This is a genomic window from uncultured Desulfovibrio sp. (assembly GCF_944324525.1).
Lineage (GTDB): Bacteria > Desulfobacterota > Desulfovibrionia > Desulfovibrionales > Desulfovibrionaceae > Desulfovibrio.
Window position 1 is genome coordinate 1 of record NZ_CALUWS010000044.1, and the last position, 21986, is coordinate 21986.

Here is a 21986-nt window from a genome sequence, read left to right on the forward strand (position 1 = left end):
TTGTTTATCTTGCTTTTTGTATGATTTTACTACGCCGTATCATAAAAAGTGCCCTCTAATTATGAAATGAGTTCTAACCTTTTCCCTGATTCCATATTGCGGACGGAATCTCCCCTGATGCTTGATGACATTCCACCGACGAACAGCATTTACAAGGTCTATGTCGGCGGGTATTACGGATTTTCGGATGTCTCCGCAGGTGATAGTATCATAATATATCGTACAAGTGATAATCGTGGTCCGGCCTGGCATCGCGCAGTCGCCACCTCCCTCTGTTCGGTAGTCGAAGTGCGCGCCGCGTCAAGCTTTGACTCTGAAGGAGAGTTTATCACATACTGTCAGAACCATAGCATATTTGCCGCCGATGAGCTCAAGAAGCATTTCCAAAAGCGGCATTACGCCGTCAAACTTTCGTATAATCTGGCTTTTCCCAAACGGCCGACTCGTGGGGATTTGATCACTCATGGCATCATAAGCGGCGAGGGATATACGGGCCTGCGTCCTCTGACGGAGCAAGGATTCAAAAAGGCATTAGAACTAGGAGAAGTCCGTGAAGGCTTTGTTATCCATCAAGCCTGAATTTGCTGAAAAAATATTTTCCGGCGAAAAAGGTTTCGAGTTCCGCAAGGCAGCTTTCAGCAAGGATGTGTCAAGCATCGTCCTGTATGTCACTGCACCTGTGGGGAAGATCGTCGGCGAATTCAAGGTAGTCAGCATTCGGGAAGATACGCCCGCGTCTCTCTGGGAACAAACGCGCAGTTTGGCCGGCATATCCAGACAGCTTTTCTTCACCTACTTCAAGGGGCGAAAAAAGGGCTTTGCCATAGAGATCGGCAGCCCGCGCAAGTATGAAGAAGCTATGGATATCTCCGTATTGGGTGAGAACATCGTTCCCCCGCAGTCTTTTCGTTATCTGCCGGAGGACACTTTCACCCATCTTGCTCTGGAAAGCCTCTGAGTGCAGCGCCTGTTCGCGTGTTGCCGAGAGCCATAGCCCTTGAGGATGAGGCTGAAAATCTTAATGCGACATTGGCGGTCAGCGCCAATATTCTGAAGGATGTGCCGCCGGAGGATGTCTCCGATGAAGAGGTTGCGCCGGACTGGTTCACACGCTGGCGGCGAGAAGCGAGCGGCGTCAGCAGTCCTGAGATGCAGCAACTCTGGGGACGGATCCTTGTTGAAGCGATCAAGTCGCCTCAAACCATCTCGCTTACTACCTTGGATGTCCTGAGGAACATCTCCAAGGCCGATGCGGAACTCTTCTGCAAGGTGGCCCGTTTTCACATCAACGAGATCATTCCCTCTCCTGGGATGAATGTGGAGCCATATACGCTTGAACATATTATCTCGTTACAGAATGCAGGGCTTCTGCGAGACAGCACCGCTCTATCACCTCTTACCCAACCAACTCCGGACGGTAAACAATATTTTAAATGCAATGGGTTCGTCTTGATTTTGGATTTGCCGTCACAAACGGGTATAAATATATTCGGAGCGGTTATTTCTCGTGCTGGAAAGGATATCCTTTCCATAGCGGAGACGATCCCTCCCGCGACAAATGATGAAATAAACGCTATCGGCGATAAGGTTTGGCAAAATCTCTCCACTACTTGTCCCGGGATGACGGCATACCCGCTGGCCGGGCAAGGAAGATTCAGCCCTCAGGAGCTTGCCCATTGGCCTCGCTGAAAGGGGCAGCCCAGCCTGACCAGAGAATTCCCGGCTAAGACATGCCGGGCTGACGCCAAGGGTGCCTGGCCCGACAAGAATGAAAAAAATGCACCTCTGTTCTGATCCCCAAGAAGGGGAGACGCTATTGGGGAAGCCTCGTACTGCTGTGGATGCCTGTAAGACTCCTGCGTCGCCCAACTGGCACAACCCTGCGGCCATTCGATAGCTACCAGGACGCCGGGCCGAATCCACCATCCACCGGATGAAAAAAGAAAGCCCCCCGACTTCGGGCAACATCCGTCATCCTGCGGCGGGGAAAGCAAGAAAAAACGCCGTCCGTACCACAGGAGCGAGAAGAGCCAACAAAAAAGGGTCACGGACATCTCCGTGACCCTTATCTTGCGGACTGGTGCCGAGGGCGGGACTCGAACCCGCACAGCTATTGCCACTACCCCCTCAAGATAGCGTGTCTACCAGTTCCACCACCTCGGCGGCAGAGAATGTATAGGCCAAAGCGCGTTGCTTGGCAAGTCTTTTTTTCAGGAGACGGCGGGAGTCTATAGTGCCCCCAGGGCAAACGGTACACCCGGCTTTTCGTCGGTGGGAGAGGGCAGAGGATTTGTTCCGCACGCGGCAATACGCCGTTGGAGCTTTCGCAGTGTACCCGGCGGGCGACAGCGGACGGTTCCCCGCGAATATTAACGACAAAAAGAAAAGGGTCACGGAAATCTCCGTGACCCTTGCTTGCGGACTGGTGCCGAGGGCGGGACTCGAACCCGCACAGCTATTGCCACTACCCCCTCAAGATAGCGTGTCTACCAGTTCCACCACCTCGGCGGCGAAGAGAACTATTAACGTTTTTTCGTGCAGCAGGCAAGTCTTTTTTTCTCTCCGGCTGCGGCCGGGGATGGGGGCGCGCATCCCGCCGGGAGACCTGCGGACAAAGGACGGCCTGCATATCATCGTTTTTTTATCTTCCCCGGTAAAAGCGCGCTGGGAAAAAGATGGGGGCTTGGAGGGAAGGGGAACACCTCCAGCGCCGCCATTCGGCCGCTCCCTTCCCCCGGCCGCGTTCCCGCCACGCCCGCCGTTCCCGCGTCCGCACGGCGCGGCAGGGCGGACGGGGCTTGCGCTGGCGCTGGCTTACGCGTACATCAATGCGACGTGAGGTTTATACTATGGATGCTCCGATTCAGGAATTCCTGCGCCGGTCAGGGCCGGTGCTCTGTGTGGATATCGGCAGCGGCACGCAGGACGCGCTGCTGGCCCGGCCCGGTCTTGAGCCGCACAACTGGCCGCGTTTCGTGCTGCCGTCCCCGGCGCGCATGGTGGCGCAACGCATCCGCGAGCTGACCCTGCTCAAGCGGCATGTCTGGCTGTACGGCGGCAATATGGGCGGCGGCTTCGGGCAGGCGGTGCGGGAGCATATCGCCGCGGGCCTGAAGATAAGCGCCACGGTGGCGGCCTCGCGCGCCCTGCACGACAGGGAGGATGTGGTCTGCGGCATGGGCGTGGAGCTGGCCGAGGACTGCCCGGCGGGACATGTGCCGCTCTTCCTGACGGATTATTCGCCGGAATTCTGGGCTTCGCTGCTGCGCCATGCGGGCCTGCCCCAGCCGCATCTGACGCTTGCCGCCGCGCAGGACCACGGCGAGCACGGGCAGGGCAACCGGGCGGGCCGCATGCGGATCTGGCAGGATCTGCTGCAAAAGTCCGCCAGCCCGGAAGCCTGGATACATGAGGCCGTGCCGCCGCTGCTGACGCGCCTGCGCGCCCTGCGGGAGAAAACGGGCGGCCCGGTGGCGGACACGGGCGTGAGCGTCCTGCTGGGGGCGCTGAGCGAACCGGAAGTCATGGAGCGCAGTTTCCGGGAGGGCATCACCATCGTCAACGTGGGCAACGGCCATACGGTGGCGGCGCTGGTCTACAAGGGCATCGTGCGCGGGGTGTATGAGCACCATACCGGCATGCGCTCCCTGCCGGAGATCCTGTCGGATCTGGAGCAGTTCCGCAAGACGTGGCTCCCGGCCGAGGAAGTGCAGGCCAGCGGCGGACACGGGACGGCCTTCGGCCCGTATTGCGAGGAAGCGGGAGGCTATGTGCCGACCTTCATCCTGGGGCCGCGCCGGGACATGCTGGCGGGGCAGGGGAAATTTTTGTCCCCGCACGGGGACATGATGCAGGCGGGCAGTTTCGGCCTGCTCTGGGGCTGGGCCAGACGGCAGGCGCGGCAGGCTTGAGCCGCGCGCCGGCGTGATATCTTGGGCAGATTTGCCTTGTGTAAGGAGAACAACGATGGACGTTTTTGATCCGGCGGAACTGTGGAGCCGCGACCAGATCGAACACACGCAGCTGACGCGGCTGCGCGCCACGGTGGCGCAGGCCCGCAAATGCGAATTCTACCGCCGCCGTCTGGATGAGGCGGGCGTGACGCCCGAAAGCATCCGGAGCCTGGACGACGTGCGCCGCATCCCCTTCACCACCAAGCAGGACCTGCGCGACCAGTATCCCACGGGCATGCTCTGCGTGCCGCAGTCGGAGATCGTGCGCATGCACTGCTCCAGCGGCACCACCGGCAGCCCGGTGGCCATCTGCCATACGCAGAACGACATCAACTCCTGGGCCGATCTGGTGGCGCGCAGCTTCTACATGGTCGGCGTGCGCAAGGAGGACGTGTTCCAGAACATGTCCGGTTACGGCCTGTTCACCGGCGGCCTCGGCATCCATTTCGGGGCCGAGCGCATCGGCTGCATGACCATCCCCGCCGGGCCGGGCAACTCCCGCCGTCAGATCAAGCTGGCCAAGGACTTCAAGACCACGGTGGCCCATATCCTGCCGTCCTATGCGCTCATCCTGGGCGAACATCTGCGCAGCATGGGCGAGGACCCGCGGGCGTTCCCCCTGCGTATCGCCGTGGTGGGCGCGGAACCGTATACCGAGGAGTTCCGCCGCCGCATCGAGGACCTGTTCAATATGAAGGCCTACAATTCCTACGGCCTCTCGGAGATGAACGGGCCGGGCGTGGCCTTCGAGTGTCTGCAGCAGCACGGGATGCACGTCTGGGAGGACTGCTACATCCCCGAGATCATCGATCCCGAGACGGGCGAGCCCGTGCCGGACGGCGAGACGGGCGAACTGGTCATGACCTGCCTGTGCCGTCAGGGCATGCCCATCCTGCGCTACCGCACCCGCGACCTGACCCGCTTCCTGCCCGGCGAATGCGCCTGCGGCCGCAAGCATCGCCGCCTTGACCGCATCGTGGGCCGCTCGGACGACATGTTCATCATCAAGGGCGTCAACGTCTATCCCATGCAGATCGAACAGGTGGTCATGAGCTTCCCGCAGGTGGGGCAGAACTACCTCATCCTGCTGGAGAACGACGGCTTTGGGGACGTGATGCGCGTGCAGGTGGAGATCCGCGACGAGTATTTCGTGGAAGACATGCGCAGCCTGCAGGGCCTGCAGAAGACCATCGCCAACCGCCTGCGTGACGAGATCCTCATCACGCCGCGCGTGGAGCTGGTGCAGAGCAACAGTCTGCCGTCCTCGGACGGCAAGGCCGTGCGCGTGCAGGATCTGCGCCTCAAGAAGTAGGACGGGCGCATGGAAGGTCTGCTCCAAGCCTTTTCCTTCGGGCTGACGTACGTTTTCGTGATAGTGCTGGCCCTGGTGCTGCTGCTCAACATCCCCGGCCTGCCGGCCAACTGGCTGGTGCTCGTGCTGGTGGGCATCTGGCAGTTCGTGCATCCGCAGCCCGGCAATCTGGATGTCTGGTTCTGGGTCATGGCCGTGGGACTGGCCATACTGGGCGAAGTCCTGGAGACCGGCGTGCAGCTCATCAAGGCACGGCGTCATGGTTCGAGCAAGCTGGGCACCTTTGCCGGCATGGTGGGGGCCTTTGTGGGGGCCATCGTCTTTGCGCCCTTCCTGCTGGGCATCGGCGCGCTGCTCGGCGCGCTGTTCGGGGCCTGGCTGGGCTGCCTGCTGGCGGAGCTTGTGCGCGGCCGTCCCATGCAACAAAGCCTGGACGCGGCTTTCGGCACCATGGTGGGGCGCTTTCTGGGCACTGTCTGCAAGTGCGGGGTGGGCGGGGCCATCGTGGCCATCGTCGCCCGGCGCATCTGGCCGGAGATGCCGCCCGCCATGCCGCTGCCGGACATGCCGGCGGCGGTCCCCGCGGAGCCGGGGCAGGTCGTGATCTGGCTGGGACATCTTTTCTGCTGAGGAGACGGCATGGAGCATCTGCTGCAGGGGCTGGACGTGGTGCTCGTCCAGACCCGTTTCCCTGAGAATATCGGCATGGCGGCGCGGGCCTGCGTCAACATGGGCTGCGGGCACATCTCGCTGGTGGAGCCGGAGCGCTGGCTGCGCGACAAGGCCTCGCCGCTGGCCACGCCCAAGGGGCAGGCCCTGCTGGACGGCATCACCATCCATGACAGCCTGGCCGAGGCCGTGGCCGACAGCGCGCTGGTCATCGGCACGACGGCCCGGCGCGGCGGCTGGCGGCAGGCCATGCTCTCGCCGGAGCGCTGCGCGGCTGAGGTCGCGGCCTGTCTGCGGCAGGGCGGCAGGGTGAGTCTGGTGTTCGGCCCCGAGGACAGGGGGCTGGACAATGCCGCCATCACGCAGTGTCACCGGCTGGTGTGCATTCCCACAGACCCGGCGGCCAGCTCGCTCAATCTGGCGCAGGCCGTGCTGATCGTGCTGTATGCCTGCGCCGCGGCCATGCGGGAGGCGGACAGATCGGAGGCCGGCGCGGCCGCCGGCGGGGAGCCCCACGGCCCCCGGAACGTGCCGCAGCCGGAGCCCATCGCGCCCGCGTCCCTTGCCGGGAAGGAGGACGGTCACGGCCCGCTGGCCTCGGCGGCGGATCAGGAGCGCCTCATGGCCGCCCTGCGGGAGATGCTGCTGCGCATCGACTACCTGCACGGCGACAATCCCGATTACTTCCTCATGCCGTGGCGACGCCTGTTCGGCCGGGCCCGGCTGCGGCGGCACGAATACGACGCCCTCATGGGCATGTGCCGGCAGGTGCGGCGGGCGCTGGAACGGAAAGAAGGATAAGGATGGTCCGTACAGGCGGCAACGCCGTGTACGCCACACATCTCACAGGAAAGGGGGCGATATGCCCCCTTTTTTGCGTTCAGCGCAGGTCGCTGTCCTGAGCTTCCCGGAAAGCGTGCCGCCCATCCGTTGTCCGGCTCTGGCGAACCTCCTCCAGCAGGTGTTGCCAGCGCCGGTAAAAGGTGGCCTTGCTCACGCCCAGGAGGGCCAGCGCGCCATCGGGGCCGTACAGGCGTCCGCCGGTACGGCGCAGCACGCACGCCACATGCGCCGTCATGGCGGCGTCCAGCGAAAGCGGCTCTTCCGTCGGCGCGGGCGGCGACGGCACAATCTGCGGAGCGGGGGCGCCTTCCGCGCCGGGCCGGCAGGGTTCGTTGAGCACCACGCTGCGCTCCACGACGTTGCGGAGTTCCCGGACGTTGCCCGGCCAGGTATGGCGCAGCAGGCGGGCTTTGTCCCGCTCGGAGAGGCTGCCGCCCGACAGAGGGTTCAGCCGGGAAAAGTGCTGGTGGAACAGACCGGCCAGCGGCAGGATGTCCGCCGGGCGCTGCCGCAGCGGCGGGATGGTCAACGTGATGACCGCGATCCGGTAGTACAGGTCTTCACGAAAGCGTCCGGCCAGCACTTCCTGCCGGAGGTCCCTGTGCGTGGCGGCGATGAGGCGGAAGTCCGCATGCCGCGTCTGGACGCCGCCGACGCGCGTGTATTCGTGCTCCTGCAGCAGGCGCAGCAACTTCACCTGGGCAAAGGGGGGGATGTCCCCTATCTCGTCCAGAAAGAGGACGCCGCCGTCCGCCTGTTCCACCCTGCCGGCCTTGCGCTGCACCGCGCCGGTGAAGGCTCCCTTTTCGTAACCGAACATCTCGCTTTCAAACAGCTGTTCCGGAAGACAGGAAAGCTGAACCGGCACAAAACCGCCGCCATGCTGGCCGCTTTCATGGATGTAGCGTGCCAGACATTCCTTGCCGACGCCGGTCTCGCCATAAATAAGGACGGGCGAACGGCTCAGGGCGGCCCTTTCCGCCTGGTTCAGCAGTTCCCGCAGGCTTTCCCCCCAGTAGACGGGCTGGCGGGGAGCGTTGCGGGGCGTTTCCCTGGGCGGCGTCGCCGTCAGCTGCGGGCCGAGGGCAAAGGGGCGCAGTTCGGCGGCCAGGGTGGCGCAGAGCAGTTCCCCGGCATCCGGCGACAGGGTGGGGAGCGTCCCGGCCTCAAGGTGATTGTCCATGTAGAGGAACCACGGACATGCCGTGGTGACGGGCAGGGCGAAACAGACCGCGCCATCCTGTCCGCCGGCGACAGTCCCCGCCGTGGGCCCGGCGTGCCTGAGGGGGAGGGGGCGCAATTTTTTCTGAAAGGCCTTGGCCGTGAATTCCGTCCGGGTGATGTTCCTGCCTTGCAGGAATTCGGCGGCGCCTCCGTCGGAAAAGCGGAACAGCACGGAGCGTTGCGCGCGAAAGACCGTCTGGACGATGCCGAGGATGTGCTGCATGCGTTCACGCGCCTGCGCGAAGGCGCGGGCCTCGGCAAGGCGTTCCAGGATGGTGCGGACGGTGCGGAGGGCGTCATGCGGCAAGGAGCGGGCGTCCTCCTTGTCCCGCCGTCCGCTGTCTTCGGCATCCGCCGCCCGCAGGAGGCGTCCAAGCCGTCCGGCCTGCTCATGCTCTCCCGCCTGTTCGAGCAGAGCGCGGTATGCCGTGCCAGTCGCCGAAAGTTCCGCGAGGCAGCCCGTGGACTGGAGCGAGGAAAAGGACGTGTCGTAGGACTCCAGGGCCTGCGCCAGCCAGCCTGCCCGCGCCAGACGCCGGGCCCGGCAGCGCTGCGCCACGCCGTACAGGAGACGGTTGCCCTCGTGCCGCAGGCGTTCTTCCTCCACGGCAAAGGGGATGGCCGTCAACTGCGGATGGGCGCTGTCCAGCTCGTCGAGCATCTCCACGACGGCGGGCGAGGTGTAGCCGTGCAGGAGGGTGTCCATCCCGTAGCGAAGAGTATGGTTGCGGATGACGAGGGCGGCATGCCGGGCATGCCCGTTCTTGAAGTGATACAGGGCTAGGGCGCGGCACATGAGGTGGGAGAGAAGGGGATTTTTTTCGGCGAGGGCAAGGCAGGTCAGGGATTCGATGTGGACGAGGGCCTCCTCAAGCCTGCCGACATCCAGGAGCAGGAAGGCAAGGTGCGATTTCCAGCGCAGGGAAAACAGCGTCCCGCCGCAGAGCTCATTGGTCGTCTTGAAGGACTCTATGATCCCGTAAGCCTGGCTGTAGTTGTGGAGATAGAGAGCGTTCGTGCTGGATTTCAGACAAAAGTAATTGTGCAGGAAGTCGTTGCCGTATTCATAGCGGCAGATATACATGTCATAACATTGCATGCCTTGGGCGACGCTTCCGATCTGGTAATAGAGGATGCCCGCCAGCAGGCAGCAGAGCAGGCCGTCCTGCGTGGCGGACTGTTGCCGCAGCGCATGGGCGGTGAGCTCCACATCTTCCACGGCCGGGGACAGGCCGGCATCCAGCAGGATGAGCGCGCCCTGGACGAGCAACTCGAGCCGTTCGTCCAGTTCCGTGGTCTGCAGAAAATGGAAAAGACCGACCAGATTCTCCCCGACGGCCCCGAAAGGATGGAAAAGCTGGATGCCCATGCCCCGCAGGGCAAGCTGGACGACGTCCCGACGGACAGCCGGAGGGGCGCTCTCGAAGTTGAGGCAGAGCATGCCGAGCCGCTGCAGGAGATCCCGCAGGCTGCTTTCCACCTTGCCGTGCAGGAGGCGCGCTTCATTTTCCGTTTTTTGCAGCAGGCGCTCGCAATCGTCCAGCAGCGTGGCCGCAAGATCGCCCGCCGGGGGCCATGCGGCGGACAGGCCCTCAGTGGGGAAAGCGGTCTCGGACATGAGGGTATCCTTTCTCAAAATAAACCATCACTTTGTCTTAAAATGATACGATGCGCGGTCAAAGAAATCCAATTAAAAAAATTTCAATTGATTCCAATGTGTTGAAATTGTGGGACGGCTGGCATGGAGCCTGCAATTCTCGTTGCGGCGCAGGGTGTCCTTCTGCGCCGCACACCAACGAGGAGGTGGATAATGGAAGCTTCATTCTATCCGTAGATCGCCGCATTTGTGTGGATAAGCCTGCTGATCGTCGCCGGCGTCATCCTGCGGGCCAAGATCAAGATATTGCAGACCCTGCTTTTCCCCGCTTCGCTCATCGGCGGCATACTCGGCTTCATCCTCATGCGTTTCGACTTGGTCGGCATCCCCACCTCGTCAGGCTGGCAGGTGCTTTCCCCTTCCACCTTCGGCATGATCTCCTTCCATCTGTTCGCCTTCAGTTTCGTGGGGATCGGCCTGCTCCGAAACAAGGATGCCGAAAAACGGCAAAACAGGGAGGCCATGCGCGGCGCGCTCTGGATGGGGCTGCTGTTCGGCTTTCTTTTTTCCATTCAGGCACTTGTGGGATATGGCGCCTTCGTGGGCTGGCAAAAGCTCACCGGAGGCGCCTTTTTTGAGGTCAACGGCTTTTTGCTGGGCGCGGGCTTCACGCAGGGCCCCGGACAGACGCAGGCCTATGCCACCGTCTGGGAGGAAAGCTATCAGGTCGCCAACAGCATCGACATAGGGCTGGCCTTTGCCGCCATCGGCTTTCTGGTGGCGGGCATCATGGGGGTCCCGTTCACGCGCTACGGGCTGCGCCGCGGCTGGGGCGGCCAGACCTCCGGCGTCATCTCTCCCGAATTCTGTTCGGGGATACTTGCCGAAGGGAACAGGCCCGTCTGCGCGCAGGGCATGATGCACCCGGCCAATATCGACAGCATGGGTTTCCATCTGGCCCTGGCCGGCCTTGTCTATGGTCTGGCCTACGCCTTCGGCCTGCTGTGGCTCAACTATTTTCCCATTGCGGGCATCCGGGGGATCGGGCTGGGCTATACCTTCATGTGGGGCATGATGGCCGCCATGCTGGTCAGAAAGGGCATGCAGCGCCTGAACTGCGCCCATCTGCTGGATGAAGGCTCGGTACGGCGCATGACGAATACCTGCGTGGACTTCATGATCTGCGCCGTCTTCATGGGCATCAAGCCCACGGCGCTGACCTCGGTGGTGATCCCCTTTTCCGTCTCCATCGTCATCGCGTCGTTCCTGACGCTGTGGGCCTGCCTCTGGTTCGGACGCCGCGCGCCGTCGCTGGGCTTTGCGCGGGCGGTGACCATGTTCGGGTACTGCACGGGGACGGGCGCGTCGGGCCTGATGCTGCTGCGCCTTGTGGATCCGGAATACGCCACCCCCGTGGCGCTGGAAGTGGGGCTCATGGGGCTCGTGACCTTTGTCGTCTTCAAGCCCATATCCCTTTGCATGCCCTTTGCGGCCGCGCCTGATTTCCCCATGATCTGGATATTCGTCGGCACGGCCATCCTCACGCCCCTTGCCATGTATGTCTTGCGGCTTGTGGGCAGACGGCAGTTCTGACGCCGGACGAGCCTTTCCCCCTGAACCGTACGCACGGAGGTGCATCATGTCCCGAACGGCAACGATCTATACGGCCAGACGAATCATCACCATGTATCCCGAACAGCCGGAAGCGACGGCGGTCGCCGTCATGGAGGGCCGCATCGTCGGGGTGGGCAGCAGACGATCCCTGCGGGACGACCTGGCCTGTCTGCCCGGGACGCGCGTGGTCGAGGACGACATTTTTTCCGACAAGGTGCTCATGCCCGGCATCGTGGAGGCGCATACGCATCTGGTCATACCCGCGCTGGAGTACGCCAATCACTTCGTGTCCCAGATCCCCTGGCCTGATCCGCGAGGGGGCTTTTTCCCCACCTATGCGAGCAAGCGGGACGTGCTGGAGCGCCTGCGGGAGCTGGACGCGCAGCTCCCCGCCGGGGAACTGCTGTGGGCAACGCATTATGACGACAATCAGGCCGGCGGCGTGCTGCACCGGGATGAGCTGGACGCCGTGTCCACCCGCCGTCCCATCCTGGTGAGCAATATGGTCTTCCACCGCTTCTGGGCCAACAGCTGTCTGCTGGAGCGGGCCGGAGTGCGGGAAGGGCATGTCCCGCCCGGCGCGGAATGCGATGCCGACGGGCGGCCCAACGGCACGCTCATCGAAGCGCCCGGCTTCCTGCTCGCCTCTTCGGCCTTCCCCGAGATCGTCGATCTGACGCGCGAAAAGCTGGAAAATATCCTGCCGCTCTTCCGGGCGCAGGGCATCACCACGGTCTCCGAGCTCGTGGCCGGTTCGCGCGTCGCCCTGGACAGGGAGTATGCCCAGTTCGAAAGCCTGTTCGGGAAGCCCGGACGAGGCCTGCGCTGCGCGGTGTATCCGCATGTGCACAGGCTGGCGGAGCGGGAAGGCTCCCTTGAGGCCGCCATCGCCCGGATCGAGGAACTGGCGGGAAGAGGATCGGACAGGCTCTGGCTGGCAGGGGCCAAGCTCTACCATGACGGTTCCATCATTTCCCACACCTGCCCGCTGGAGTGGCCGGGCTACTGGGACGGTTCCGAAGGGAAGCACATGCAGCACGAACCGGAAGAGATCCGGGCCCTGCTGCTGGCCCTGCATGAACGGGGCATCCCCTGCGTGACCCATACCAATACGAGTCTGGCCGTGCAGACGGTGCTTGATGCCGTGGAAGAGGCGCAAAGCCGTTGCTGCCGCCCGGATATCCGGCACCGTGTGGAGCATTGCTACACCATGACGGCGGCGCAGCTGCGCCGGGCGCGCACCCTGAATGTGGGCGTGCAGTTCTTCACGTCGCAGCTGTACTATTACGGGGACAACCACCTGCGCATCGTGGGGCGGACCCGGGCGGAGAATCTGGTCCCGACAGGGACGGCGGAGCGGCTGGGCGTCAGCTGGGGCATCCACAGCGATCCGCCGGGCACGCCGCAACTGCCGTGGCAGGCCGTCGGGGCGACGGTGCAGCGCAGGACGCTCGGCGGCAAGGTGCTGGGCGAAGGCCAGCGCGTCTCGCTGGCCGCGGCCCTGCGGGCCATCACGCTGGAGGCGGCCTGGCAGATGCACCGGGAGGACAGCCTCGGCAGCATCGAATTCGGCAAGCAGGCGGATTTCTGCGTGCTGGAGGAAGACCCGTTCCGCCTGCCGGTGGATGAGATCCCCCAGATGCCCGTTTGGGGCACGGTAACGGGCGGCGACATCCATCCCTGTGCGTAAGGCATGCGGCTGGGCGGTTCAACCATAACGACATCTCAGGAGCAGCCATGAACTTTTCCCAAATGATCGGCAAGGTCCGCGTCACCCGCATCCAGGAAATGACGAGCGCGGGCTTCACCTTCGAGCTCATGTACCCGCTGTATGACAAGGCCGTCATCGAGGCCAACCGTGCATGGATGGTCCCGAACTACATGACGCCCGATACGGAGCAGATGCTGCAAAGCCAGAACAGCTGGATAGTGGAGACGCCGGAGACGACCATCTTCGTGGATCCGGCCAACGGCAACGACAAGATTCGCCGTATCCCGCGCTTCAGCAACCTGAAGACGCCCTATCTTGCGAAGATACGCCGCGCCGGCATCGATCTCGACAAGGTGGACGTCGTGCTGTGCACGCACTTCCACTCCGATCACTACGGCTGGGGCACCAGACTGGTGGACGGCGTCTATGTGCCCACGTTCCCCAATGCGCGTTACCTCTACTCCAGGGCGGACTTCGAGTGGGCGGACACTATGGATCCGGCCACGGAGGGCGTCTATGTGGACGGCGGACGCAGGATAGAATGCAGCAAGGGCATACTGCCCGGCATTTCGGAGGGGACCAAGACGGCGCTGAAAGACAGCGTCTACCCTCTGCTCGAGTCAGGTCACGTCACCCTTATCCCGCAGGAAGACATGCGCATCGACAGCTACGTCACCCTCAAGACCGCCGTGGGGCACACGCCCGGGACCTTCCGCGTGGATATCGAATCCGAAGGGGAGAAGGCCATCATTTCCGGCGACATCATGCATCACCCCATACAGGTGGCCAACTGGCGCTGGAACAGCATCTTTTGCGTGGAGCCGGAACGCGCCGTGCAGGAACGCTACAGGCTGCTGAACGACTGTGCGGAAAGCAATGCGCTGCTGCTCCCCGGGCATTTCAACAATCCGACCGCGGCCCGCATCCGCAAGACTTCCGCCGACAGCTTCGAGTTCGTCTGGGATACCATGTAACGAACCGGCGAAAAGGACGGCGCAGGCCTGGACCAGCCCAGGTTGCCTAAAGCAGCCCTGACAGGCCTCCAGAAGAGACAGGCCGCCCGCACGGCGCATCTTGCTGCACCGCGCGGACGGCCTGGATTCTTTTTTCCCGGGCCGGATGACGCGTCACCTGTCCGAGTCAGGGGACAGGGGAGCGCGCCGCCCTCCCGCCGGCGTCGCGCCGTCATCGGCAAAACCGATGGTCTGGCGGACGATGAACAGGGGGCGGCGTTTGACTTCCTCAAATATCCGTCCCAGATATTCGCCAATGATGCCCAGAGAAAGCAGGATCAGCCCTCCCAGCGTCAGCGTGACCACCATGATGGAGGCATAGCCGGGGACGTCAACGCCGCAGAAGAGCGTGCGCAGCACAAGGAACAGCGCGTAGAGGAAGCCGCAGAGCGCGATGCTCCCCCCCAGATAGCTCCAGATGCGCAGGGGAAAGGTGCTGAAGCTGGTGATGCCGTCGAGCGCGAAATTCCAGAGCTTCCAGCCCGACCATTTGCTGTGCCCGGCCTGCCGCGCGGGGCGCGCATAAGGGACCAGGACGCGCGAAAAGCCCACGCAGCCGTACAGCCCCTTGTTGAAGCGGACGCTCTCGGGAAAACGCAGGAGTTCCTGCACGATGCGCCGCGACATGAGGCGGAAGTCCCCGGCGTTTTCCTCGATCATGTTTTTGGTCAGAAAGCGGAAGACCTTATAGAACAGGGACGACGACCAGCGCTTGGCCCGGGAATCCCGCAAGCGATCCTCGCGAACGCCGATGACCATCTCCGTGCCGTTCTCCCAGTGCTCGACGAAAGTCGCGACAAGCTGCGGCGGGTCCTGCATGTCCACATCCATGGGAATGACGGCATCCCCCGTGGCATGGTAAAATCCGGCGGTGAGGGCATATTCCTTGCCGAAGTTCCGGGAAAGGGAAACGGCCTTGACCCTGGGATCCTTCTCGTGCAGCCGCTTCAGGATCGAAAGGGTCGCATCCGTACTCCCGTCATCGACGAAGACGAATTCGACATCGTGCCGCATGCCCGCCATGACTTCCGACATGGTTTCATAAAAGAGCGTTATGGATTCCTGTTCATTGAGGACAGGAATGACAAGGCTGATGCGTGCCATGTATTTCTCCCTGTACGGTCCACCCACTGCCCGGCGATCGACAGACCGCAGGCGCAGCAGCTGAGGCAAGTTGCTTTTTCACGATGCCGTTGCCTGCCCACGATGCAGGAAAAAGGCTTTTTTTTCAATATTGCCGTGCGGATGAAACAGCCTTTGCAGGCTTTTGGAGCATTTTCAGTTTGAAAGGTTTCGCGTTCCAAACTGTCAATGCTCTAAGGGTTCCGTCATTTGAAAGGAGAGTCCTGATACAGGATCCTGGTCTCCCGGGGCAGGCGGTAATAGGCCAGTATCCAGGTCTCGATGTACCTTCTGTTGTCATAGGGCATGCACTCCGCGTATTTCTTGTCGGGCAGCCTGTAGAAGACGACCTCCGCCGGGGGCGGCGTCTGCTGTCCGGCGGCGCGCAGGTTGCGGTCATTGGCCAGGATGGTCGGATAGTTGACATAGTAGCCGTGGATGACGGCTATCCCGTGATAGCAGAGCGCGAAGACCAGCAGCAGGCCGGCCGTCAGGCGTTTTGTCCTGAGGGTGAGGGCAAGGTTTTCCAGCGCAATCTGCCAGATGCCGGCAAAAACGATGCCGAGCAGGAAGCTGGCCGGAAAAAAGACGCGCGGCGCTCCGAAGCGGAGCTTGATCACATAGAATATGCCTACGGACAGCAGGCTGGCAATGAGGAAGGGCAGGAAGGGCTGCAAGCGCTTAAGCTCCGTCCGGCGGCAGAGCCACAGGGCGGGGATCAGGCTGACCAGCCACAGGATGCCGATGGGGGAGGCAAATATGCCCTGAAATATCCAGCCTGTCGTGTGCAGAAGGTCGGCCAGGCCTCCCATAGCGTCATGCCCGGATTCCATGCGGCGCATGTTCCCCGGCGCAAGCATGAGGAAGAGGAAGCCCGCCACGGCCGCCGCCTGCGCCGCCAGCAGGCGGCATCTCAGCCGCTTCAGTTCGGCCCTGAACAGGAAAAAACCGAGGAGCGGGACCATGCAGACGGTGACGGCCCCCACCTGTTCCTGTGAGCCGCCCGCCCAAAAAAAGCACAGCGGCAGGGCCACGCGGAGAGGGACGGAGAGACTGTCCCGCCGTCGGGAGGTCAGCAGGAGGAGGATGCCCAGCATCAGCGGGCAGAACGGCCAGATATAGAGTACGGAAGCGCTGGCCCAGAACATGCCCCCCCGGTAGATCCCCTCATTGAAGAGCAGATAGGCGGAAAGCAGGAAGGCCAGCAGCGGAAAGGAATCTTCCTCCTTGTCGAGGAGAAGGAGCAGCACCTTGTAGCTGAAGAAAAGCGTTGCGGCCAGCACCAGCGCCTGCGCCAGGAAAAAGCAGGACATCCCGCCCTGCATGAGCAGGACCTCGAAGAAGAAAAAGAGGACCCGGCCGCCCCATTCCATGTAATGCCGCGTGAGATAATCGAGTATGTTGGGCAGCGTCCTTTCCGCATACTGGGTGTCGACGGCATAGGTGAGCGCTCCGTAGCCATAGTCATCATGGTAGAATCCGATATACTTGTTCTGGAGATAGGTGATGCAGAAAATGGCGACGAAGATCACAAGATTCTTTTTCATGGAGTCGATGATCCTTTTGCGGAAGAACCTGCTGACGAAAGAGGAAAAAGGCTCCCCCCGCCGGGCGGCAGGGGGATCCTCAATGACATCGATAGCCGAGGACGGACGCCACTAGGGCATTTCCCGTGTAGTCTGGGCCGGGCGGCGCGTGCCGCCGCCTCGCGTCCCACCTTTTTCAAACGTACAACGCGCTAGCGTTTCCACTGCTTGCCGCAGGCCTGCGCCAGGGTGCGGACAAGGCTTTGCGTGCCGTCCTTGCCGCCGCCCAGGGCCTGCACCATGCGGTAACATTCCTCGGCGCGCTCCGTGCCGGGCAGGACGAGGCCCATGCGGCGGCATTCCTCAAGGCAGAGGCCGAGATCCTTCACGAAATGCTCCACAAAGAAGCCCGGGGCGAAGTCGCCCTTGAGGATGCGGCGGCCCAGCGTGTTCATGGCCGTGCTGCCGCCCGCGCCGGGCACCACCAGCTCCAGCCACTTGTCCACGTCCAGCCCGGCTTCCTGCGCGTAAAGCAGGGACTCGCAGACGCTGAACATGACGCCGGCCACGGCGATCTGATTGGCCAGCTTGGCCTGTTGGCCGCTGCCCGCCGCGCCGCAGTGCATGATGGACGTGCCCATGACTTCGAGACAGGGGCGGATGCGCTCGCAGGCCGCGGCGTCGCCGCCCACGAAGATGGAAAGGCGGGCCTCGCGCGCGCCGATGTCGCCGCCGGTCACCGGCGCATCCAGCGCGGCGCAGCCGCGGGCGGCGGCCTCCTGAGCGATGCGGGCGGCAAGGGCGGGGCTGGAGGTGGTCATGTCGCAGAGGATGCCCCCCTGCGCCAGACCGGACAGCGCCCCGTCCGGGCCGAGCATGACGGCTTCCACGTCAGCGGGGAAGCCCACGATGGAAAAGACCACATCGCTGTTCCGGGCCACGTCGGCCGGACTGTCGGCCCAGTGCGCGCCCTTGTCCAGCAGCGGTTGCGATTTGGAACGGGTGCGGCTGTAGACCGTCAGCGGGAAACCGGCCTTCAGGATATGACCGGCCATGGAAAGCCCCATGACGCCGGTACCGATCCAGCCGACACGCAAGGTAGTGCTCATGACGACGCTCCTTTGTTGAAGTCAGGGACGGACGCCCCGTCAGGGACGGGGCGAACCAGAGTATATCAACACAAATCTTGAACGTATAGCAATGGATAAGGTCGATCCGCTGCATACGCTCCGCTTGCCTTTGGGGTCGCCTCACGTCCCTGTCGCTTCCCCTTCCCCCAACAGGCACGAATAGTGTCAACAGGCCTTATTTGGCAAGGATCTGCTGCAGGATGCGGCGGCGGTCAAGGGCCTTGCCGCGCCGGGCCTCCTGCGTCTGCCGGGTGAATATGTCCATATTGCGGCGCATGTTCTCATTGAAGACGTCGCTACCCGGGAAGTCCTTGCCGAGCTGCGTCATGCTGTCCGTGAAGAGGGCGGCATCCAGCCTGCCCGCTTCCTCAAGCTTGCCGAGGTAGAAGGACAGGGTGCGCTCGATGCCCGTGCCGTACTGCTTGCGGGCCTCGGTGGACTGGGTGATGAGCTTTTGCAGGCGCTGCTTTACTTCGCCCTTTGCGATCTTCACGTCCTTCTTCATCAGGACAAGCTGGCTGTCCAGCGACTGCTGGCGGCTGGCGTAATTGCGGATGGTCTCGATGAGGTAGAGGCCGGTACGCAGCAGGGACTGGGCCTCCAGCTGCTTTTGCCGCTCCTGCATGATGTTGTTTTCCTTGAGGGTCGTCCGCAGGGCCAGCAGATTTTTCTTGACGCCTTCATTGGGCGCGGAGGCCAGCAGCCGGTCCAGCTCTTCCAGCGGATTGCGTCCGGCCTGCTGATCCTGCGCGGGCAGGGGAGAGGCAGATTCCCCGGCCCGGTTCCATTCGGCCACGAGCGTTTCCGGCCGGTCGCCGCCGGGCGTGTTGATGCCGGAGATGACGGGCCGGAAACCGAGGTCGCGCGCATGGGCCGGGCCGTCCTGCAAAAAGAAGGGCGTCTCCTCGCGGCGGCCGGGCATGATCTCGGCCTCGCCGGACAGGAAGGAGCCTCCCTTGCGCACCATGCCCCCGGCCGAACCGTGCAGGCGACCGGCCACGGAGAAGCGGAAGGGCTCCAACGTCATCTCCGCGGCATTGCCCGCCGTATCGTGGAGGCCCAGCGGATTGGGCTTGCGCGAGCCGATACGTTCGACGTCCTCCTCGATGCGTCCGGCCCCTTCAGGGCGATAGACGGCGTAATCGGCATAGTTCGTCCCGTCCGCCATGACGAAGAAATCTTCCTGCATGAGCTGCTGCGTGCCCGCGAACTGGCCGCCGCGAGCCGCGTATTCCCATTCGGTCTCGGTGGGCAGGCGCACGAAGCCCACGTTGCGGCTGTCCCCGGCGTAGCGCGGCAGGCTGTCCGGCGCGTTTTGCAGGAGCCATTGCGTGTAGCGCCGGGTGAAGTCCACGGCGTCGTACCAGCTTACGTCCGTGACGGGCCGGGCCGCGTCCGGCGCAAGACTGGCGGTATCGGGCGGCGTGTCCCGCATGACGGCGTCATACTGCAGGCGGCTCACCTCGTATTTGGCCACCAGATAGAAATAATGCGATCCCTTGGGGGCCGCCTTGCGCCAGCCGTCCGGCAGGTCATCCAGCGTGAAGGGCGCGGCCAGGGCGGCGGCGTAGCGGCGGTCATAAAAGGCGCGCTCGTTGTTGGCCGCATCGTCGCGTCCGGGGCGCAGGGGCATGTCCCAGAGCAGTCCCTTGGCGGGCACGGCCACCAGCCGGAAGGCCATGTGCAATCCGCCCGGCATGGGCAGGAGGATGTCGTCCGCCGCGGGCTGGGGATTGGTGGCCGCCTCCACGGAAACGCTCTCCCTGGCCCGCAGGGCGGCCCCGGCCTCATGGACGAGACCGGGAGGGCACAGGCCCGCCAGCGTCAGCAGGGCGGCAAAAAGGAATTTCCGGCAAAGGGGAACACGGCGGCATGAGACGTCAGATTTCACGGATGACCTCCGAAGGTTCGATGCGCCCGGCCCGCAGGGCGGGGCCGAGAGCGGCCAGCAGGGAAAGTCCGGCCACGATGAGCAGAGTGGCCGCATAGTGTACCGGCAGCAGGCGGCAGACGCTTTCCAGCCCGCTGAGCGAGGACGCGAAAAGATGATTGACCACCTGCGCGGCCAGCAGATACAGCCCGCACGCGAGGCCCGTGCCCAGAAAGGCGGTGAACAGGCTCTGGGCCAGCGGAAAGAGCAGCAGCGAGCCGGTGCTGAAGCCCATGAGCCGCAGCAGGCCGAGCAGGCGCTCCTTGCGGGCCACGGCAGCCAGCATGCTGCTCGCCGTGGACGTGAGGAAGCCCACGCCCGCCGCCGCGCCGATAAGGGAGAAGATCAGGTTCAGGGAGGCGGAAAGCTGCCGCACCTGCGCGATGGCCTCGGCCTGCGTATAGACCTCAAGCCCCCGCGCGGCAAAGGCCTCCCGCAGGATCATCACGTCATCCAGGCTGCGGGCGTGCAGCCGGAAGCCCGCATACTCGCGCGGCGCGTCGGGGCGAGGCTCGCCCGTCCAGCCGCGATCCGCGCCAAAGAGCGGCACGGCCCGTCCGTCGCGAAAATCCTCCGCCGCTTCCGCCACTTCCAGCGGGGCAAAGATCAGATTTTTCTGTTCCGCGGCCAGCGGCAAAATGGCCGTGACCCGCAGGGGCAGCCTCGCCCGCTGCACGGCCCCCTGATAGCGCCGTTCAACACGGCCCTCCAGCTCGTCGCCCACGCCCACGCCCAGCTTTTCCGCCACGGAAGCCGAAAGGACGACGCCGCTCCAGAGGATGCGGCGGGGCGTATCGGGAGCCGCGCCGTGCAGGCCGCTGTCCAGCATCAGGGTCGGGATGGCGGCTCCGTACCGCCCAAGCAGGGGGTCGCCCGCCGCGCTGGGCTCCAGCGAGACCGTGAGGCGCGTGCCGTCCCTGGCGAACAAGTCGATGGTGGCGGCAATGGCGCGCGTGCGCGGCAGCACGAAGGCCGCCGAGGGATGTTGCCGCAGTTGCGCCAGATAGTCCGGCGTGAAGCGGCCGCTGCCCACAGGGCTGATCTCCAGCGTACGCGGATCATGCTGCAGGCGGTCGGTCAGGGTCTGCACCACGCCGAACTTGACGCCGTACAGGATGAGCAGCGGCGTCAGCACCGCCGTCAGCGTCAGGACGGCGCACAGGGAGAGCAACCGCTCATGGCAATAGTCGGCGGCGGCCAGCCGCAAGCTTTGCAGGGCAAGACGCATCAGGCGGCCTCCTCCTGGACGGCGTGCCGGATGCGCGAAAGGGGCGCACCGTTGCCGTCCGACGCCGTCACGACCTGCACCAGCCGGAAGCCCGCCTCCACGGCCATGTCCGGCGCATGCGTCACCATGACCACCGTGACCCCGCGCTCCCCGGCCAGCTCCGCCAGCAGCCCCAACACCAGACGCGCATGACGCGGATCAAGAGCCGCCGTTGGCTCGTCAGCCAGCAGGATGGACGGGCCGTGCGCCAGCGCCCGCGCAATGGCCACCCGCTGCCGCTCGCCCACCGAGAGCGTGGACGGCATCTGCCGCAGCAGGCGGTCGATATGCAGGCGCTCGCACAGCTCCCGTACGCTCTCCCGCTGCGCAGCCAGATTCCCCAGCGCCCGGCAGGGCAACAAGATATTCTCCCCCGCACTGAGGAACGGCAACAGCCCCCCCACCTGCAGGACATAGCCCAAGTGGCGCAATCGCGCCGCTGCAAGCCTGTCCTCACGGCCCCGCCGCCAAAGCTCCAGCATGTCCAGCGCCGGAGCCTCCGCCTGCGGCGCAAAAAGGAAACGCTCCCCCGCATCGGGACGCAGCACCCCCGCCAGCAGATCCAGCGCCGTGCTCTTGCCGCAGCCCGATGGCCCCACCAGCGCCAGCCTGTCGCCCCGCATCACGTCCAGCGACTCCAGTTCAAGGCAAAAGCCCTCATTGCCCGGCCGCCGCTTCATGACCCGCCTGAGCGAAAAAAGCTTGTCCGATCCCATGCTCATCCTTGCGTCCATGCTGTGGAACGTTTGTTTTGTGGTGGGGGGGGGTGGGGCGAGGGTGGAGCGCCGGGGCGTTGCGCCGGCCGTCTCTTCGCGTGTCGGTCCCCCGGTGCGCTGCGGGCAGGGGACACGGAAAATCGTCTGCGGCCATGTCGGCCCGTGTTCCCCTCCACGGCTTCCGTGGCTTCCATCCCTTCCCCCAACGCGCGTTTACCAGGGTAGGCGGAAGGGAAAGGCGATGCGCCGGCCGTCTCTTCGCGTGTCGGTCCCCCGGTGCGCTGCGGAAAAGGGGGACGCGGAAAATCGTCTGTATCCATGTCGGCCCGTGTTCCCCTCCACGGCTTCCGTGGCTTCCG

Annotated in this window: 17 protein-coding genes and 2 tRNA genes; 10 read left to right on the forward strand and 9 right to left on the reverse strand. The window is 63.8% G+C overall.

Annotation, left to right across the window (positions count from 1 at the left end; translation table 11 throughout):
- Positions 1-117: 117 nt before the first annotated feature.
- The 3 genes from Q0K12_RS10025 to Q0K12_RS10035 are packed head-to-tail and all read left to right on the forward strand — an operon-like array spanning position 118 to position 1689.
- Positions 118-579 (forward strand): hypothetical protein, encoded by a 462-nt coding sequence (locus Q0K12_RS10025; protein ID WP_297262537.1) that lies wholly within the window; start codon positions 118-120, stop codon positions 577-579.
- Positions 551-958: an ASCH domain-containing protein gene (locus tag Q0K12_RS10030; protein WP_297262539.1), complete on the forward strand. Its 408-nt coding sequence runs from the start codon at positions 551-553 to the stop codon at positions 956-958. The genes Q0K12_RS10025 and Q0K12_RS10030 overlap by 29 nt, the downstream gene beginning before the upstream one ends.
- Positions 959-975: 17 nt before the next feature.
- On the forward strand, positions 976-1689 hold the full coding sequence (locus tag Q0K12_RS10035; protein ID WP_297262541.1) for a DUF2806 domain-containing protein: 714 nt from the start codon (positions 976-978) through the stop codon (positions 1687-1689).
- Between the two features lie 389 nt (positions 1690-2078).
- Here the strand turns inward: Q0K12_RS10035 and Q0K12_RS10040 are convergent.
- Positions 2079-2163, reverse strand: a tRNA-Leu gene (locus Q0K12_RS10040).
- Between the two features lie 260 nt (positions 2164-2423).
- A tRNA-Leu gene (locus Q0K12_RS10045) sits at positions 2424-2508 on the reverse strand.
- Between the two features lie 341 nt (positions 2509-2849).
- Between Q0K12_RS10045 and Q0K12_RS10050 the strand changes: the two genes are divergently transcribed.
- From Q0K12_RS10050 to Q0K12_RS10065, 4 genes are read left to right on the forward strand one after another with little or no spacing between them, the layout of a single operon-like run.
- Positions 2850-3911: a DUF1786 domain-containing protein gene (locus tag Q0K12_RS10050; RefSeq protein WP_297262543.1), complete on the forward strand. Its 1062-nt coding sequence runs from the start codon at positions 2850-2852 to the stop codon at positions 3909-3911.
- Positions 3912-3966: 55 nt separating this feature from the next.
- Positions 3967-5265 (forward strand): phenylacetate--CoA ligase, encoded by a 1299-nt coding sequence (locus Q0K12_RS10055; RefSeq protein ID WP_297262545.1) that lies wholly within the window; start codon positions 3967-3969, stop codon positions 5263-5265.
- 9 nt (positions 5266-5274) lie between these two features.
- Positions 5275-5895: a DUF456 domain-containing protein gene (locus tag Q0K12_RS10060; protein WP_297262547.1), complete on the forward strand. Its 621-nt coding sequence runs from the start codon at positions 5275-5277 to the stop codon at positions 5893-5895.
- 9 nt (positions 5896-5904) lie between these two features.
- Positions 5905-6735, forward strand: a complete 831-nt coding sequence (locus tag Q0K12_RS10065) for an RNA methyltransferase (protein ID WP_297262549.1) — start codon at positions 5905-5907, stop codon at positions 6733-6735.
- Between the two features lie 79 nt (positions 6736-6814).
- Here the strand turns inward: Q0K12_RS10065 and Q0K12_RS10070 are convergent, their stop codons facing one another.
- The gene (locus tag Q0K12_RS10070; protein WP_297262551.1) at positions 6815-9619 is read right to left on the reverse strand and encodes a sigma-54 dependent transcriptional regulator; all 2805 of its coding nucleotides are present in this window, start codon (positions 9617-9619) and stop codon (positions 6815-6817) included.
- A gap of 228 nt (positions 9620-9847) precedes the next feature.
- Between Q0K12_RS10070 and Q0K12_RS10075 the strand changes: the two genes are divergently transcribed.
- The 3 genes from Q0K12_RS10075 to Q0K12_RS10085 are packed head-to-tail and all read left to right on the forward strand — an operon-like array spanning position 9848 to position 13897.
- Positions 9848-11191: a sodium/glutamate symporter gene (locus Q0K12_RS10075; protein ID WP_297262553.1), complete on the forward strand. Its 1344-nt coding sequence runs from the start codon at positions 9848-9850 to the stop codon at positions 11189-11191.
- 46 nt (positions 11192-11237) lie between these two features.
- The gene (locus tag Q0K12_RS10080; protein ID WP_297262555.1) at positions 11238-12902 is read left to right on the forward strand and encodes an amidohydrolase; all 1665 of its coding nucleotides are present in this window, start codon (positions 11238-11240) and stop codon (positions 12900-12902) included.
- Positions 12903-12949: 47 nt separating this feature from the next.
- Positions 12950-13897, forward strand: coding sequence for an MBL fold metallo-hydrolase (locus tag Q0K12_RS10085; RefSeq protein ID WP_297262557.1), 948 nt, complete (start codon positions 12950-12952; stop codon positions 13895-13897).
- A gap of 153 nt (positions 13898-14050) precedes the next feature.
- On the opposite strand, the gene Q0K12_RS10090 is transcribed toward Q0K12_RS10085, so the two are convergent.
- From Q0K12_RS10090 to Q0K12_RS10115, 6 genes are all read right to left on the reverse strand, one after another.
- Positions 14051-15040, reverse strand: a complete 990-nt coding sequence (locus Q0K12_RS10090) for a glycosyltransferase family 2 protein (RefSeq protein WP_297262559.1) — start codon at positions 15038-15040, stop codon at positions 14051-14053.
- Positions 15041-15264: 224 nt separating this feature from the next.
- Positions 15265-16605 carry a DUF6056 family protein gene (locus tag Q0K12_RS10095; protein WP_297262561.1) on the reverse strand — a complete coding sequence of 447 codons (1341 nt, stop codon included), beginning with the start codon at positions 16603-16605 and terminating at the stop codon, positions 15265-15267.
- Between the two features lie 191 nt (positions 16606-16796).
- Positions 16797-17693: an NAD(P)-dependent oxidoreductase gene (locus tag Q0K12_RS10100; RefSeq protein WP_297262563.1), complete on the reverse strand. Its 897-nt coding sequence runs from the start codon at positions 17691-17693 to the stop codon at positions 16797-16799.
- A 196-nt stretch (positions 17694-17889) separates the two neighbouring features.
- Positions 17890-19605, reverse strand: coding sequence for an SUMF1/EgtB/PvdO family nonheme iron enzyme (locus tag Q0K12_RS10105; protein ID WP_297262565.1), 1716 nt, complete (start codon positions 19603-19605; stop codon positions 17890-17892).
- On the reverse strand, positions 19595-20872 hold the full coding sequence (locus tag Q0K12_RS10110; protein ID WP_297262567.1) for an FtsX-like permease family protein: 1278 nt from the start codon (positions 20870-20872) through the stop codon (positions 19595-19597). Before Q0K12_RS10110 ends, Q0K12_RS10105 begins: the two co-directional genes overlap by 11 nt.
- Positions 20872-21627, reverse strand: a complete 756-nt coding sequence (locus tag Q0K12_RS10115; protein WP_297262569.1) for an ATP-binding cassette domain-containing protein — start codon at positions 21625-21627, stop codon at positions 20872-20874. Before Q0K12_RS10115 ends, Q0K12_RS10110 begins: the two co-directional genes overlap by 1 nt.
- Between the last annotated feature and the right edge of the window lie 359 nt (positions 21628-21986).

Bases quoted from the DNA above. Each gene is read 5' to 3' on its own strand.
- Q0K12_RS10085 (WP_297262557.1), top strand. From the start codon at position 12,950: ATGAACTTTTCCCAAATGATCGGCAAGGTCCGCGTCACCCGCATCCAG.
- Q0K12_RS10095 (WP_297262561.1), bottom strand. From the start codon at position 16,605: ATGAAAAAGAATCTTGTGATCTTCGTCGCCATTTTCTGCATCACCTAT.
- Q0K12_RS10070 (WP_297262551.1), bottom strand. From the start codon at position 9,619: ATGTCCGAGACCGCTTTCCCCACTGAGGGCCTGTCCGCCGCATGGCCC.
- Q0K12_RS10100 (WP_297262563.1), bottom strand. From the start codon at position 17,693: ATGAGCACTACCTTGCGTGTCGGCTGGATCGGTACCGGCGTCATGGGG.
- Q0K12_RS10055 (WP_297262545.1), top strand. From the start codon at position 3,967: ATGGACGTTTTTGATCCGGCGGAACTGTGGAGCCGCGACCAGATCGAA.
- Q0K12_RS10025 (WP_297262537.1), top strand. From the start codon at position 118: ATGCTTGATGACATTCCACCGACGAACAGCATTTACAAGGTCTATGTC.
- Q0K12_RS10065 (WP_297262549.1), top strand. From the start codon at position 5,905: ATGGAGCATCTGCTGCAGGGGCTGGACGTGGTGCTCGTCCAGACCCGT.
- Q0K12_RS10090 (WP_297262559.1), bottom strand. From the start codon at position 15,040: ATGGCACGCATCAGCCTTGTCATTCCTGTCCTCAATGAACAGGAATCC.
- Q0K12_RS10110 (WP_297262567.1), bottom strand. From the start codon at position 20,872: ATGCGTCTTGCCCTGCAAAGCTTGCGGCTGGCCGCCGCCGACTATTGC.
- Q0K12_RS10050 (WP_297262543.1), top strand. From the start codon at position 2,850: ATGGATGCTCCGATTCAGGAATTCCTGCGCCGGTCAGGGCCGGTGCTC.
- Q0K12_RS10060 (WP_297262547.1), top strand. From the start codon at position 5,275: ATGGAAGGTCTGCTCCAAGCCTTTTCCTTCGGGCTGACGTACGTTTTC.
- Q0K12_RS10115 (WP_297262569.1), bottom strand. From the start codon at position 21,627: ATGGGATCGGACAAGCTTTTTTCGCTCAGGCGGGTCATGAAGCGGCGG.
- Q0K12_RS10080 (WP_297262555.1), top strand. From the start codon at position 11,238: ATGTCCCGAACGGCAACGATCTATACGGCCAGACGAATCATCACCATG.